The sequence below is a fragment of the Kordiimonas lipolytica genome (genome assembly GCF_042651265.1).
Classification (GTDB): domain Bacteria; phylum Pseudomonadota; class Alphaproteobacteria; order Sphingomonadales; family Kordiimonadaceae; genus Kordiimonas; species Kordiimonas lipolytica.
On the sequence record NZ_JBHSCR010000001.1, the window covers coordinates 638,692 to 653,126 of the forward strand.

The 14,435-nt window shown below is 51.6% G+C and carries 8 protein-coding genes and 5 pseudogenes; 10 read left to right on the top strand and 3 right to left on the bottom strand.

What is annotated here, in order from left to right:
- Nucleotides 1-78: 78 nt before the first annotated feature.
- Together ACFO5Q_RS03040 and ACFO5Q_RS03045 are read left to right on the top strand one after the other, a co-directional pair.
- A pseudogene (locus ACFO5Q_RS03040) lies at nucleotides 79-243 on the top strand (recombinase family protein); the annotation flags it as partial.
- Nucleotides 239-349, top strand: a pseudogene (locus ACFO5Q_RS03045) (hypothetical protein); the annotation flags it as partial. The pseudogenes ACFO5Q_RS03040 and ACFO5Q_RS03045, both read left to right, overlap by 5 nt.
- A 248-nt stretch (nucleotides 350-597) precedes the next feature.
- Here the strand turns inward: ACFO5Q_RS03045 and ACFO5Q_RS03050 are convergent.
- On the bottom strand, nucleotides 598-1,152 hold the full coding sequence (locus tag ACFO5Q_RS03050; RefSeq protein ID WP_068147827.1) for a recombinase family protein: 555 nt from the start codon (nucleotides 1,150-1,152) through the stop codon (nucleotides 598-600).
- Between the two features lie 176 nt (nucleotides 1,153-1,328).
- On the opposite strand from ACFO5Q_RS03050, the gene ACFO5Q_RS03055 reads away from it, so the two are divergent.
- The 3 genes and pseudogenes from ACFO5Q_RS03055 to ACFO5Q_RS03065 all read left to right on the top strand — a co-directional run.
- Nucleotides 1,329-1,589: a type II toxin-antitoxin system Phd/YefM family antitoxin gene (locus ACFO5Q_RS03055; protein ID WP_068147830.1), complete on the top strand. Its 261-nt coding sequence runs from the start codon at nucleotides 1,329-1,331 to the stop codon at nucleotides 1,587-1,589.
- The gene (locus ACFO5Q_RS03060) at nucleotides 1,589-1,897 is read left to right on the top strand and encodes a type II toxin-antitoxin system RelE/ParE family toxin (protein WP_156431961.1); all 309 of its coding nucleotides are present in this window, start codon (nucleotides 1,589-1,591) and stop codon (nucleotides 1,895-1,897) included. The genes ACFO5Q_RS03055 and ACFO5Q_RS03060 overlap by 1 nt, the downstream gene beginning before the upstream one ends.
- 63 nt (nucleotides 1,898-1,960) lie before the next feature.
- Nucleotides 1,961-2,359 (top strand): annotated as a pseudogene (locus ACFO5Q_RS03065) (Fic family protein); the annotation flags it as partial.
- Between the two features lie 14 nt (nucleotides 2,360-2,373).
- Here the strand turns inward: ACFO5Q_RS03065 and ACFO5Q_RS03070 are convergent.
- Nucleotides 2,374-7,689: a tyrosine-type recombinase/integrase gene (locus ACFO5Q_RS03070; protein WP_068147840.1), complete on the bottom strand. Its 5,316-nt coding sequence runs from the start codon at nucleotides 7,687-7,689 to the stop codon at nucleotides 2,374-2,376.
- A 984-nt stretch (nucleotides 7,690-8,673) separates the two neighbouring features.
- Nucleotides 8,674-9,291 (bottom strand): annotated as a pseudogene (gene istB / locus ACFO5Q_RS03075) (IS21-like element helper ATPase IstB); the annotation flags it as partial.
- A 76-nt stretch (nucleotides 9,292-9,367) separates the two neighbouring features.
- Between istB and ACFO5Q_RS03080 the strand changes: the two are divergent.
- From ACFO5Q_RS03080 to ACFO5Q_RS03100, 5 genes and pseudogenes are all read left to right on the top strand, one after another.
- On the top strand, nucleotides 9,368-10,381 hold the full coding sequence (locus ACFO5Q_RS03080) for an IS110 family RNA-guided transposase (RefSeq protein ID WP_068147846.1): 1,014 nt from the start codon (nucleotides 9,368-9,370) through the stop codon (nucleotides 10,379-10,381).
- A 336-nt stretch (nucleotides 10,382-10,717) separates the two neighbouring features.
- Nucleotides 10,718-10,996 (top strand): annotated as a pseudogene (locus ACFO5Q_RS03085) (transposase); the annotation flags it as partial.
- Nucleotides 10,997-11,329: 333 nt separating this feature from the next.
- The gene (locus ACFO5Q_RS03090) at nucleotides 11,330-11,980 is read left to right on the top strand and encodes a hypothetical protein (protein ID WP_068147848.1); all 651 of its coding nucleotides are present in this window, start codon (nucleotides 11,330-11,332) and stop codon (nucleotides 11,978-11,980) included.
- A 336-nt stretch (nucleotides 11,981-12,316) separates the two neighbouring features.
- The gene (locus ACFO5Q_RS03095; RefSeq protein WP_068147851.1) at nucleotides 12,317-13,393 is read left to right on the top strand and encodes an NAD(P)-dependent alcohol dehydrogenase; all 1,077 of its coding nucleotides are present in this window, start codon (nucleotides 12,317-12,319) and stop codon (nucleotides 13,391-13,393) included.
- 93 nt (nucleotides 13,394-13,486) lie between these two features.
- A complete protein-coding gene (locus tag ACFO5Q_RS03100; protein WP_068147854.1) occupies nucleotides 13,487-14,428 on the top strand; it encodes a universal stress protein in 942 nt (313 codons plus the stop codon).
- Nucleotides 14,429-14,435: the final 7 nt, after the last annotated feature.

Genomic DNA, 14,435 nt, shown 5'->3' on the forward strand with positions numbered 1-14,435 from the left:
TTTGCGGTTTTGCAAAGCAAAGTCTGTTATTTTTTCGCTCCATGAGTTTCTCGAACCCAAACGGTCGAAATCATGTCCATGAAGATTGGGTATGCCCGGGTCAGCACCAGGGACCAGAACCTCAGCTTGCAGCTTGATGCCCTGGAAAAGGCAGGCTGAGCCAAAATCTTCCGAGAGGTTATCAGCGGGGCCAAAGCAGATCGGCCGGCACTCGATGATATGCTAAAGCATCTCCGCACAGGTGCCTGCAGCTGTGCGCTTTCAGGCCAGGCATAGCAACGACTGCTGGCAATTCGACATCAGCACATCCGATCTCAAGAAGATCGATAAACCCGCCTGGATTGATCCAGCGGTGTGCCAATGTGAGCGTCAATGAGCAAACTTGATTGCAGATAATGTGAGCCCGGTTACCCGGATAGTTGCAATCAATCTGATCTGAGCTCAAAAGTGTCGATGATTGCGATCACAGGCATGTATGATTGCGAGCTTCTATAGGTAGACCTTCAGAGACATCGCCGCTTATGACGGCTTTCTTTACCCATTGCCGCCCGGCGCCGACGACTCCTTTGTCGTTTTCTTTTCTGAAAGGGGGCCAGACTACCTGGCCGCCTTCAGCGCCCGATAGATAGTTGCCTCTCCCAGGCTAAACTCCTTGGCCAATTGACCAATAGTCGCGCCTGCAAGCCGTCTTGAGTAAATTTCCTGTTTTTTGGTATCCGTCAATTTTGGAGGCCTGCCAAACTTGACGCCATTTTCTTTGGCCTTGGCGATCCCTTCGGCCTGTCGCTCTGTGCGAAGGTCGTTTTCAAACTCGGCAATCGACGCCAGCATATTGAACATCAGCCGACCGGTGGAGGTGCTTGTATCGATATTCTGGTCCAGGACCAATAGGTCGATACCTTCTTGTTCAAAACGTTTGGCGAGCTGCGCTAGATGGACAACCGACCGTGCCAGCCGGTCGAGCCGTGTGATGATCAAGGTATCGCCGTCACGAAGATAATTCATGCACGCCTTGAACTCAAGTCGGTCAGCCGTTCGACCACTGCGCTTTTCCCGATAAATCCGGTCACATGCTGCCTCATTCAATTTTTCCAGTTGAACTTCCAGACTTTGACCAATTGAGCTGACTCTGGCATAGCCAATTCGTGACATAATCTATCATATTCCTTTTAAGGTTTTGACTGTGTATTTATGATAGTAGTTTTGATAGCAATTTTCCAGGACTATCATATAGTATACTTTTCGATACAATAAAATTTTGACATATTTCATGCGTTTCGATTATATTGAACAAATCAGATGAATCGAACGATATTTAGGATCGCATCATGGACGCCCTTACTGCCAATGAAGCCAAAACGCAATTTGGCGACATGCTTTTAAAAGCTCAGCGTGCACCTGTGCAAATCAGCAAGAATGGCAAGCCCGTGGCCGTTGTCATCTCTATGGACGAGTATGAGGGCATAGAGGCCCTCAAACTTCGCCTGCTGCAATCCAGGGCAGCTCAGGCCAAATTGGACATAGAAGCAAGCAACACTGCTGACGGCGAGACTTTTTTTGATGACGTCGAAGCAGGCAAGTTTGATTGATGCTTGCATATCATTTAACGCCGGAGGCGCAGAAGGACATTCTGGAAATTCGCCGTTACACCACTGAGCAGTGGGGAAAGCCTCAATCTCAAAAATATCTGTCGGAACTGCGGCAGACCATCCGCTTGCTGGCTGAGAATCCCAATTTAGGCAAACAACGCTCTGATGTCAGTTCAGGCGTGTCGAGCTTTCCACATGCGAGCCATGTCATTTACTATATCGTGCACAGACAGCAATTGATTGTCTTTGGTGTGCTGCACAAACGCATGGTACCGGACCAACATCTAGCCGACAGGCCAATAATCTAAATCATCTATGTTCTTGTTTTGTCCAGGTTAGCGTACAAATTGGCACTGTTCTTGTCGTGACCCCTAGATGGCCGCGGCAACCTGAGCGAAGAGTCGCTCGCGGAGTTTGCCAAGTTCTTTCTGAAGGCCTGCATTGATCAGGTTAGCTTCATGGAGGAGCTGGTTCGGCCAGACCGGTTGCGGGATCGTATGTTGATTTGGGTGGAAGAAGAAATCCGTGGAGACCGCCTGCCGACCAAATCCGGAAGTGTCATGGAGGCTGTTCTGTTTCGGGGTGACCTACCACGCGGTGATGTCGCCCCACTCTTGAACGCCAGTGAACGTACTGCGCGGCGCATTACGTCGGCCCTGCTTGATCGTGGGGTACTCACAAGTGCAAGCACCCGGGCGCCACTGCGGCTTACATTCCCAGCTACATTGGCAGGCAGATGGATGCCAGGCCTTTTCCCGGACAAAACATGATATAGGCGGCGGTGCTACGCGGCGTCAGCCGTCTCGACCAGGGCAGTTAAATCATCAATGTCGCAATAGGCAATTGCAGCCAGATAGGCCACGATCTTGGGAAGACTGGAATAGCGATCCCCGATTGGATTGACTAGATGCATAAATGCGATTCCATCGGGAAACTGGGGTTTGATGATGGCGTCCTTCACATTGAAACGGTATGCAGCTTGTCTGGGAATAGTCTTTCTCCACGTTGATTCCGTCGTCTCACGGTCTATTCCGTCCGGAATGCCAATGATGAACTGCCACCGGCTCTTTGGGATCATGGGTGCAAAGAAATCGACAATATCACTAATCTGCTCAGGTTGGTGCAGTCGGTAAGAGCGTGCACTGGGTGATGAAGCTCTCAACACCATGAGGGTAAACTCTGCGATCTCTTGCCCCGTCATGGAACGGAGATAATCCGGAATGGTTTCGAGCACATTTGCTAATTCCAGTCGCACGGACTTGTCGTTTGGGGCCTTCACCGTGAGAATAGAGCTGTCATTGTGGGGCTGCAGCCGTTTATTTCCGCGGCGGGTAGTGAGCTGCTGCAATACGCGGGCCTTCTGAATCCACTCTTCTACCTGTCTACGTTCGATCCCGAACTGATCTGCCACGTCGCGGCTTCTGGACCCTTCCTCGACGAGGCGCAAAATTGTGTTTGTCAGAGCAAGGTCGGGATCTGCGCTTTCAAATGGCAATCCATCATCTGACCCTAGAGAAAAGGGCGGATTGGTTAGTGGCTTGTATTGATGCTCTATGACACTGGCGATTGGCTGAGTGGCCAGATATTCGTGCCGTTCTTGGGCCCCGAGACCAGACAATCTCTTGCCCTGTACCCCAGCGATTTGGGCCAATTTATCAGTGCTGACGACCAATGACTGTCTTTGTAGCTTTTGGAAGAGGATAAGGTCAGTTAGGTGGAGGTAGCTTGTCATGGTCTCACGCGGATCAGCATGGCCGGCGAAAGCCGCCAAGGTATAATAAAGGCCCATGCGGTTAGACGCATGTCCCATCAAGTGCGTACGGATATTTCTGAGTTGTTCGATGGAAAGCCCGGTGAAACCTTGGGAGGCTTCATACACCTCTTCAAGCGTTGCATGGAGGCAGGAAAAACAACTGTGTCGCAGATTGTGAAACACGATGTCATCTTCATTGGTCAATGCCTTCATGGCCATCGAGAACATTTTGGAGATTGCGCTGGGTTTATAGGGAATGCCAGTATCGTTCTTGTCGAAAAGTGGCTTAAGAAGATGCTTTTTGGATGCCGTTTTGTGGTTCATCAGAAGACGAAACTCTTTGAGCTCATCGTCATCGAGAAATGAGCTTAGATGTATTCGTCTGTGTCCTGCTTTTGATTTGTTATCACCATATGGGTTATTCTTGATGGTAACGACGAAGTCGTCTGATTTCTCAACTTCGCAGACCCGTAATTTTGCCAATTCGCCCAGACGCATCCCGGTCCGGAAGGCAAGCGTGACGTAAAGGGCAATCTTGCGCCTCTCTAACATGTTCGGCTCGTTCTCGAGCATAACGTCAATCGCTTTGCGCACCTGCTCTATGGATAGAATTCTGGTTCTTACGCGCGTATGTCGTTGGCGATTGTGCCATGGCAAGGTCTCTAGTTCGGGCAATCGATAGCGGCGATCCTTCATGGCGAAGCTATGGAAATCTGCCAGCCGCCCCATCAGATAGTCAGTCTCCCCTTGGGTCGTGTGGAAGGTCTGCATATTGGTGTATAGTTCTTGAAGGTATACTTCGTCCTGCAGGTCCGGCACTTCCCCGTTGGTTTCATAGATGAGGGGTAGGACAAGGTTTGAACAATAGCGCTGGAGTGTGGCCGGGCTATTGTCTTTTCTCAAAGCAACCTCGATCAGCCAGTCAATAGCAAGGCGCAAGTGCACCGGCAGATTGTCCCGGTCTCGAAGGAATTTCAGGTTGGCTACGGCTTGGCCAGTGGTGATCTTGCCGTTTTCAAATGAAGGTGGTGTGATGGCGGGCAACAATTCCCGGTCATAAAATGTCCCCCATTCGTTGGGGTCCTTTTTCAAAATATTACCTCGAGCGGCGCGTTCATCGCGGGGAAGCCGCGCAGACACCTGATTTACTTCGTTGAGTGGGCTAAACAAGGATCTCCATGCCTTTGGGCTAACGGAAAAGGTCCTGAAATGGTTTGAAGCGAGTGACTGGAGGGCTTCACTGATTTCAATACCCTGACGGCTTTCCAAAGACCAGAACCCTGCGGCAGTAAGTTGATCAAGCTTAGTGATAGAAGTTTTATTGGGTATTCCAGCGAAAACAGCTTTCTGGATGAGTACAAAAACGGCCTTGGTTTGTAAGCCTACTTTCAGGGTTTTTTGTTCAGGTGCCTCTTTCTTCCTTCTACAGAGGCGCCTTATAAGCGCTAGGCTGATTACATCCGGGAACCAGTGCCTGTGTCGATAGCATCTCTCGTCTTCGAGCTTCATGCTGTAGCGGCTACGCCGGCCGGCCGCTTCGGCGCGCAGCTCGAGCCAGGCATATGGGCCCATTCGCTGAAGCGTGGGTTCTGGTTTTGAAAGGGTGCCTGCCAGTTTCTTCACCATCTCAAGGTCTGTCAAACCACCATGTACAATTGCAGAATAGAGGATCAGGCCAATCAGTGTTTTTTCGTCTTCATTGGACGAACGAGTGATCGAGTTTAGCCTGTCTTTAAACAGTCGTTCCCATACATGAATGTAACGAGCGCTCGAAAACCATTGTTCGTTTCGAAAAGAACCCTCAAAGGTCAATCTTGTTGGCACTTGAGGCAAACTCACATGCAGCTTGTTTGTCCGGACGATCTTTTGTGCCGTCCGTAACAGTTTCCCTTTGATATAAACAAGTGCTTCTGCCGTTAAGTTTAGGCTCTCAATCTTGGCTTCAATATCCTTGAGTGCGTGTTCATATTGCTCGGCTGAAGTAATGTTGGCGCTGTTAAAATTGAGGTCAATTTCAAGCTGGTCATATTTTCGGATCGCGATTTGTCGGGACGTTTCCCTGTTCTTTGCCCTTTTACGTCGCCCGATTGCTCCTTCTTGCTTCTTTGGGGGATGATAGGCCCCAATGCGATTGGGGTGTGGAGAGGCGCCAATCGGAATAATGCCTCTTTCATCCAGCATCGATTGTACCTGATGGCCTATGGTCTTGAGGTTAGCAAAGTTATATCCACTCGTGCAGCTCATGGGGCCAACGCCAAGCAAGGCGTGGCCCATGAAAGCATTGATGCTTTCGTCCCAGGCGTTTCCGGTAAGGGTGCTACGCAACTGGTGGCGCTGCCAATTCTGAGGCAGCGGACTGATAAATCTGTCTTTGTGCTTCAGGACCTGTGGGGAAAGCGATTGAGGACCAGTATTTGTGAACAGAAAAAAAAGTGGCTGGCGGCTGGCAAGGACGTCTCCTATGAAATGGGCCAGTGCGATGTTGCTGGGCATTAGCTTCTTTTGGAGGTTCTTCAGATGATTGAGATAACGAAGCATTTGCTCAAGTGCAGTTTCGCAAAGTGGGACGACCCGGGACGAGTGGTTAGTGCGAACCACTTTGTCACAGATCCAGACGAAGCCAGCTTCCAAGTCAAAGTCGCGGAGGTATTCAAACGGTTCTGTGACCGGGCGATGCCCTGTTGCTAAGCAGAGCAACATGTAGGTATACAGCGTTAGCAGATTGTGGTGATTGAATACGTCTGCTGGCTTGTTCGCATCCAGTTTTTGGATCTCAGCGCGCATTTCCTGAAAATGACTGAAGATGCGCTTGGAGTGGGGCACTAAAAGGCTGCCCTGCACGCCATCGACTGGGGCACCCGATTCAGTCTCAAATCCGAGTGATTCCACATAGTCGTTAAAGCAGGAAATCACGGTATATGGTGACACCTGAGCGTAAAACAGAGCGGGCGTTTCATCGGCGCCCGTCCCGCAAATATGTCCCTGTATGACACTATCAACACCCGCGTGCCGAAGTGATAGCGAGAGTTGGGCGGCAATTTTGGAAAGTGTAACTTGACGGTGCTTTAGGCTCGAAAACCCACGCAGGGTTTGGCCTTCATTCTCGGGCAAATGCCAAGCATCTTCTCCGGTGCCAGAAAGATACTCATCTAGGTAGCCTTCAAGCTCCCGCGGCACAGGCAAAAGACACCCCAGGGATTCTTTATGGGCAAATAGCTCGTTGGTGACATTGTCCTCTATATGATCGGGAAGGTGTTCGCGTGGGATTTGAATCTTGTCATAGAGGTACCATTTTTCCTCAATCTTCACCCAACACACTTCTTTGGGTTTTCGGTTCGGGCCAATAGGCCGGTGTTTTAAGCCTTTGATCAGCCGAACCGGTCTCCCAAACACTAGGGACAGCAGTATAAAAAGGCTGTTTTTCCAGCTAGACGTACCTATTTTCCCTGGGTTCTTAAGCTGTTTGAGGCATTCTGACTTGATCGTCGCGACAATGTATGGGCTGAGGGATTTTGGATGGGTGGCGGACAATAGTTGCCCCATAACGAGGCTCTGATTAATCCGCTTGTTAACTTTGTGCTGTAGATTTGAGCATCTGGCATCCGGTTGAGACGCTCGCGTGCGGGTGTGTTCGACATATGTTGTTGAGGATGTGAAATAGCTGTTTTCACGTGCTGGCGTATGACTGTTGGCACTGTCGTCATTGTATCTCGTCTGCAACACGCGTGGCGGTCTATTTGATATATCGCTTGAGCTACTGAAGGCCAGTGAAATGGTCGAGGATAGACTGTCTTTGCTATGGGCCCGTTTTCCTTTTTTCCGCGCACATGCATATTGCAGCAGTCTCCGCCAGGGAGTGATCACGTTATTGATTAGAGACTTTGGTTTAGAATTGTCTGTCTCCAGTTGTTCGAGGTGGGCCAGGAACTGTTTCAGGTCATTCGTGGTATCGGCAAAGAGATCGAGGATGCCCCGGTTGTTTTTCCTGGCGGACCTAAGTGCAGCACCTGCGCTTCCAATCGATGTTGGTACCGTACCGTGCCGATCAAACCAATCGGCTGCGAGCAGACTTGCTGCCACGATGTTGATATAAAGCTTTTCTAATCTAGCTTTGTGTGTGGGATCGGAGGGGGGACTTGTATTGATGAGCCCCAACAACGGAAGCTCGCCCAAAACTATTCGCGCGGACATTTTCTCTGATTGGGGGAAGCGCTCTGGGGCCTGACGATAAGCCTCAAGTTCGTTGGCCCAACGTATGCATTCTTGCTGAACGTTGGGCTGGTTATCGAACGCATCGTGGACTTGTTGAAGCCGCCGTTTCAGGTTCGGGATGGCGTGGAGTGGCACCCCATCAATGTGTTGATCGAATATTATCCCTCTCCCTTACTCAAACTATTTCCAAAAGCGTCCGGTTCTGGAAGGACTTTGGGCGAGGGTGGCTGGCCTTGATACAATGCCTTAATGTCTGTGATAGAAGCTTTGTGAAAAGTGGATAGGCACAATAGCTCGCTACCGGCGATTGTGCGAATGCGATCCGGCGAAATACCAGGATAGTTGGCAATTGGAACTTTTAGTTTGTCCTTTAGGCCTACGGGGAGGGCTTCTAATTCTCGTAGGATAGCGACAGCGGCAAACCCGCCAAAATATTCGAAGACCGTAGGTTTCGATGGAGACCGAAGTTTGCCGACTGAAATGCAGATTCTCTGCTCAAGCATGTGCGCTTGCAGTCGCGCAATATCCTTGACTATCCATGAGGGTACCTTGGGCTCGAACGGAATGTGTCCGAGGTGGTTTTGGATTTCAGGATGGAGGGTGAACCTAAAATTTTTGGCCAGCCGTAAGGAGAGTCTGGGTTTATTTGGACGGGACAGAACCGACTTCATAACGTAAGCACCGATACTCTGACAGCGAATTCAAAAAATGTTGAACTGAGAGCTTAACCAGCGTCGCCAAGAATGGTCAAAAATTCATATAAATTTTAATAAAAATGCGCCCTTCAGCGGACTTGCCGAAGCTATCCGCCATAGGATGCATAGATACCCCGATTTTCTTTCCAATCTACGCTAGTAGTGCCGCCTCTTCGAAGTTGGATTTTCCGTTGGCTCGATGTTCGTGGACAGAAAATTTTTCTCTGGATCCTGCTTCTTGTCAACGCCGGAGTAAAATTCCCTCAGCCGCCGGAGTAAAAATACATCACGCTGGCTTTGGTTGTCGTCGCGGTGCTGACCCGGGATCCAGCTTGAGCAAGAACTGTTGATGAAGAAGGCAAGAAGGGGCCCAATTGGGCCCCTTCTTGCCTTCGGCGTTACTATTCCCGCTTCGCAAGCAACGTCAGCCTACAGGTTTTGATCGGCTCTGTTTGAGGCGGTAGCTTTCGCCGTTCATCTCGAGGATGTGGACATGATGGGTCAGCCGATCGAGCAGCGCGCCGGTGAGGCGTTCGGAGCCGAAAGTGCTGGTCCATTCATCGAACGGCAGATTTGATGTCACGATGGTGCTGCCGCGCTCATAGCGCCCGGAGAAGACCTCGAACAGCAGTTCGGCGCCGGTTGGGGACAAGGGAACATAGCCCAACTCGTCGATGATCAGCAGTCTGTATTTGGCGAGTTGTTTCTGCAGGCGCAAGAGGCGTTTGTCGTCGCGGGCTTCCAGCAGTTCATGGACGAGCGCTGAGGCTGTAATGAAGCCAACCGCCAGGCCCTTTTGACAAGCCGCCAATCCAAGGCCGGGGGCGATGTGGGTTTTGCCGGTACCACTGTTGCCAACGGCGATAATGTTCTCGTTGCGGGTGATATAATCGCAGCGAGCCAATTCCATGATGAGCAGCTTGTTGAGCGATGGCATGGCCTTGAACTCATAGCTGTCGAGGCTTTTTGTAGTGGGAAAGCGGGCTTGTTTGATCCGCCGCTCCACCATGCGGCGTTCGCGGTCAATCAATTCTGAACTGATGGGGTGGATGCCCCTTTCGAGCGACATTGTATGATGTCACAACGCCGCTGCGGCGGCATCATCGAAGGAGAGCATCATGACGAACATTTACATTTTGGCAATCGATCTGGCGAAACGGAGCTTTCAGGTCTGCGCAACTGATCGGGATGGGGCGGTTCTATATAACCGCATGATCTCGCGAACAAAGCTGGAGAAGCTTCTGGAAGCGCAAACATCTTGCATCGTGGCCATGGAAGCCTGTGCCACCAGCCACCACTGGGGGAGAGTTGCTGAAGGGTTTGGGCATGAGGTCCGCCTGATTCCGCCGATCTATGTGAAACCCTTCGTCAAGCGGCAGAAGAATGATGCGGCTGATGCTTCCGCGATTGCTGAAGCAGCGAAGCGCCCGAACATACACTGGGTGGCCGTTAAAAGTGCCGAGCATCAGGCACGAGCTGTGGCATTTCGTACCCATCAATGTCTTGTGGGGCAGCGCACGCAGCTGATCAATGCATTACGTGGCCACCTTGCCGAGTTCGGAGTTGTCGTTGCTCAGGGTCGCGCCAATATCAAAACCATCACCAGTATGCTGAAGGATCAAGCGATAGATCTTCCTGCGGGAGTAGAAGACATTGTGCGCCTCTATCTGGATCAGGTCGAACTGCTCAGCACCAGAATCGATGAATTGACTTGTAGGCTTCGAGAGGCTGTGAAGGTTAATGACGATATGCGACGGCTTTGTACAGTACCAGGTGTTGGTCCGGTGACGGCGGGCGCGATCATGGCCTTCGCGCCTGATCTGCATAGCTTCTCCAGCGGAAGGAACTTCGCTGCCAGGCTGGGGCTTGTACCGAGACAACGGTCTACTGGAGGCAAGACGCGTCTTGGCGGGGTCAGCAAGATGGGGCAGAGTGACGTTCGGAGGCTGCTGATCGTCGGTGCGATGAGCCGCATCAGGTGGATCGTGCGCAAAGGCGAATTGCCTGACAATTGGCTTGGTCGCATTCTGGGACGAAAGCCTCGTATGGTTGCGGCTGTAGCATTGGCCAACAAAATGGCGCGAAACATATGGGCAATGATGACAAGGAATGAGGATTATCGTTTGGCGTGATCCGCTGCTACCAATTGACAGCAAGACGGAAAGCGCTCAGGGCCCGGCCCTGACAAGGAGATCGACTGACCAATATGCGGCAAGGAGTTCAATGTTCAGGACGAGGTAAACCAGTCCCGGGGCTCGAGCGTCAAAGCTCTTTGAACCGATGTGGACCTTCGTTCTTCGAACTGCATACCGGCCCCGTGGCACCTTCAGGCCACGATCGGAGGCCTGACACACGACCGATAGAAGCGCCAAGTCGAAAAAGTCAGAAAATCACCTTGCAAAACAGGGGGCATCCACACACGCCCCGGGATTGCCGGAGGCTCCAACTTCTGAGTAAAAGGAGCCATTATGAGCAAGACCACGAACAAATTTTCACCTGAAGTCCGCGACCGTGCAGTCCGCATGGTATTTTCCCATGAGGGCGATTATCCGTCCCGTTGGGCAGCGATTGTTTCCATTTCCAGCAAGATTGGCTGTGTCCCCCAGACCCTGAACGAATGGGTCAAGAAAGCAGAGGTGGACAGCGGCCAGAGGGCTGGTGTGCCGACCGAGGTTGCCGACAAGCTGAAGGCCCTTGAACGGGAGAACCGGGAACTGAGGCAGGCCAACGAGATCTTGCGCAAGGCAATATGTACGGGCCGCAAATCGTGGATCAGAGACATCGGGTTGTATCAAAAGCAATCATGGCACTCATTCGCTCTGACATACCGAGATCTCGGCGACATACAAGTAGACGAAGAACCTGAGGGCTGCCCAGCGTATTCTGGGTCATTCTAAGATGGTCAGCCCGGATCGATAACGGGGCATTGATGTGGATGTTGCCTTGGAGGTTGCTGGAAGCAGATTTAACCTTAAACGCGCTGGCCAAGTTATATCTATGTCAGTCGACAATAGACACGCTGGTCTGCTATATATTGCCGACTATTGCACAATAACTGTACCTAATGGGAGGACTGTTTCATGGAGCACCATTTTCACACTTTTCTGCACATCACACTGTTTGGTGTTTGGCTGGGTTCGATTGTTGCTCTATTGGTTTTGCTGTTGTGTCGGTATCGAGAGATGCTTTCCGAGCCTGAAGGTCAACTGCACCTTCAAAATCTTGCCTATGTACAACGTCTTCCAAAGGCAGCGCTTATCCTGATGTTGCCCATGGGGTTACAATTATCGAATAACCTCGCACTGATCACGCTTGGTGATGGCTCTATGGTCGGCATTTGGGTTTTTGCGCTTCTTTGGTTGGTGATTGACTGGGTCGGAGCACCAAGTGGGGCCTCAGTGGCCTCCAAAGCCATGCGGGTCGTAGAGCGTGTATTGCAAGCTGGTTTTGTGCTTGTTCTTTTGGGGGCTGGCATTCTGTCCCACTTGTCGGGAGCGCCTGTCGAGGCACCCTGGCTGGCAACCAAGCTGATACTTTTTGCGGTAGCACTCGTTATCATGAGCGGTGTCGATGCCCTGCTTGTTCCACTATATCAAGCCGAAGAAAGCAAGGGTGGAAGCAATGGTCCTAGTCGAAAACAGTCAATTCTGATGGCGGCAGGGTTGCTTGCTTTGCTGGTTGCCTTATTGCTCACAGCTGCTTGGACAGGCTACACCAACTGGCGCGGCTAAGAACTGGGCTATCAGTTCTGAAAGTTGGCTTGAAACTCCAGCCAGTGACTTCTTCGGATAGGGGTGGCTGGGGTGCAATGCTTGTTCGTCTAAGGGGCTGTCGGGGAAGTGCCCGCTCTGATTGGCAACCTAATGTGTGAATGCAGTCGGTAGTTGCTCCCTTACCAGAGAAGCCTTGTTTGATTATGATCAATGTGCATGCGTCCGCATGGCCCTAGTTTACAATTAGGGATTTACAGTCGCTTTTACAGTCGCTGGTGAATGATTGGACTTCTCTGCTCGTACTGAGTTCACAGTGAATTCTGGTCCTACGTGGCGTCTGGAGGAGGAACAGCCATGGCTAAAACAATGAAAGCTGCAGTATTTGTCGAACCAAACAGAATTGTACTTGATGAGAAGCCTATACCGGATGTGGGGCCTCTTGACGCTCTGATCCGCATTACGACGACCACCATCTGTGGCACCGACATCCACATTCTGAAAGGGGAATATCCGGTCGCAAAGGGCCTTACCATCGGTCACGAACCCGTGGGCATCATTGAAAAGCTTGGCTCGGCCGTGACCGGATATGAAGAAGGTCAGCGGGTAATTGCTGGAGCTATTACCCCAAGCGGGCACAGTGCAGCGTGCCTTTGCGGCCATCATTCCCAGGATGGAGCGGGAACGAAGCATGGCTTCAAGCCACTCGGCGGATGGCGTTTTGGCAATACCATTGATGGTGCCCAGGCAGAGTATTTGCTGGTTCCGGATGCAATGACAAACCTTGCTTTAATACCGGACGGACTGACGGATGAGCAAGTGCTTATGTGCCCGGATATCATGTCAACCGGCTTTTCCGGTGTGGAATCCGGCCAGGTGCGCATAGGTGATACCGTGGCGATATTTGCGCAAGGTCCCATCGGGCTCTGTGCAACCGCAGGCGCGCGCCTGATGGGAGCCACCATGATCATCGGCGTTGACGCGATACCTGAGCGCATGACTATCGCCCGCAGGATGGGAGCTGACTATGTTGTCGACTATACCAAGGTCAATCCGGTGGACGAAATCATGCGACTGACGGATGGACGGGGCGTGGACGTTGCGGTAGAGGCGCTTGGTCGTCAGGAAACCTTCGAAGTGGCTCTCCGTGTGTTGCGGCCAGGGGGAACCTTGTCTTCGTTGGGTGTGTATTCCGGCGATCTGAAAATTCCCCTAGATGCGTTTCAGGCTGGTCTCGGTGACCATCGGATTATCACTACGCTGTGTCCTGGCGGCAAGGAGCGCATGCGCCGTTTGATGGAAGTCATTGATTCCGAACGCGTGGATACCAGCCCACTGGTAACACATCGCTTTGCGCTTGAGGACATTGAGGAGGCCTATGAACTGTTTGCGAACCAGCGAGATGGTGTCCTCAAGGTCGCGCTGACACCATAGCCTGTGGGTTGTACGTGCATCCAGCTTAAACATGATGCACGCAGGCCATGCACATTTTTGGGGTCGTGGACCTCGGAATCAAGGAGGCTAAATATGCGTCACTACCACAATCCGCTCTATGTTAGCTATGGTGTCGCTGACGAAACCGAGGGACTAAAGCAGGCACTGAGTCTGGCACGGAATAACGGCGCTCCATTGGGGGTTCTGGTTGTGTGCCCGGAATTTCCAGAAGAATTTCCTGACTACCGGAAGAAGTACGAAGAGGCGCTTGTTGCTCAGGCTGAAGCGTCGATACGTTCGACCAAAAAAGCTATCAAGCAAAAAGAAGGCATTGTCGATATTACGATTGAACTCGTTAGCGACAATACTCCGTCCATAAAGATCATTCAGTATGTGCTCCGGCACGGGCACGACCTGTTGATAAAGGAGGCTGAGCTTCTCAAAGGCAGTGACAGCGGCTTTAAGGCTATCGATATGGAGTTGCTGCGCCAATGTCCTTGTGCAATGTGGCTATGCCGCCCGATTGCACATTCAAGACAGCATATTCAGGTCGCCGTGGCCATTGACCCGGAGAGCATGGAACAAGCGGCGAAGGCTCTATCAAAGCGCATGTTGGAATTGTCGCGCTCGCTGGCAGATAGCTGCAGCGGCGAGTTGCATATCGTTTCCTGCTGGGATTACGAGTTCGAATCCTTCCTGCGCGACAGCATCTGGATAAAAGCCACGGATGCGCAAATTGCAGAAGCTGTTCAGGGCACCCAACACAAACACCGCACGGCACTTGAGGGGCTGATCAAGGCATCCGGCATTTCCGGCAACTGCCGGGTGCACCATCTGCGCGGCAAGGCCGAGGAATGTATCCCGTCTTTCGTGACGGACAAGAAGATCGACATTCTGGTGATGGGTACGGTTGCCCGTACCGGCATCCCTGGCTTCATCATCGGTAATACGGCGGAGAATATCGTGCAGAATCTCTCCTGTTCATTGATGGCACTTAAACCACAGGGGTTTGTCTCACCAGTGAAAGCGTACTGAAGGTATA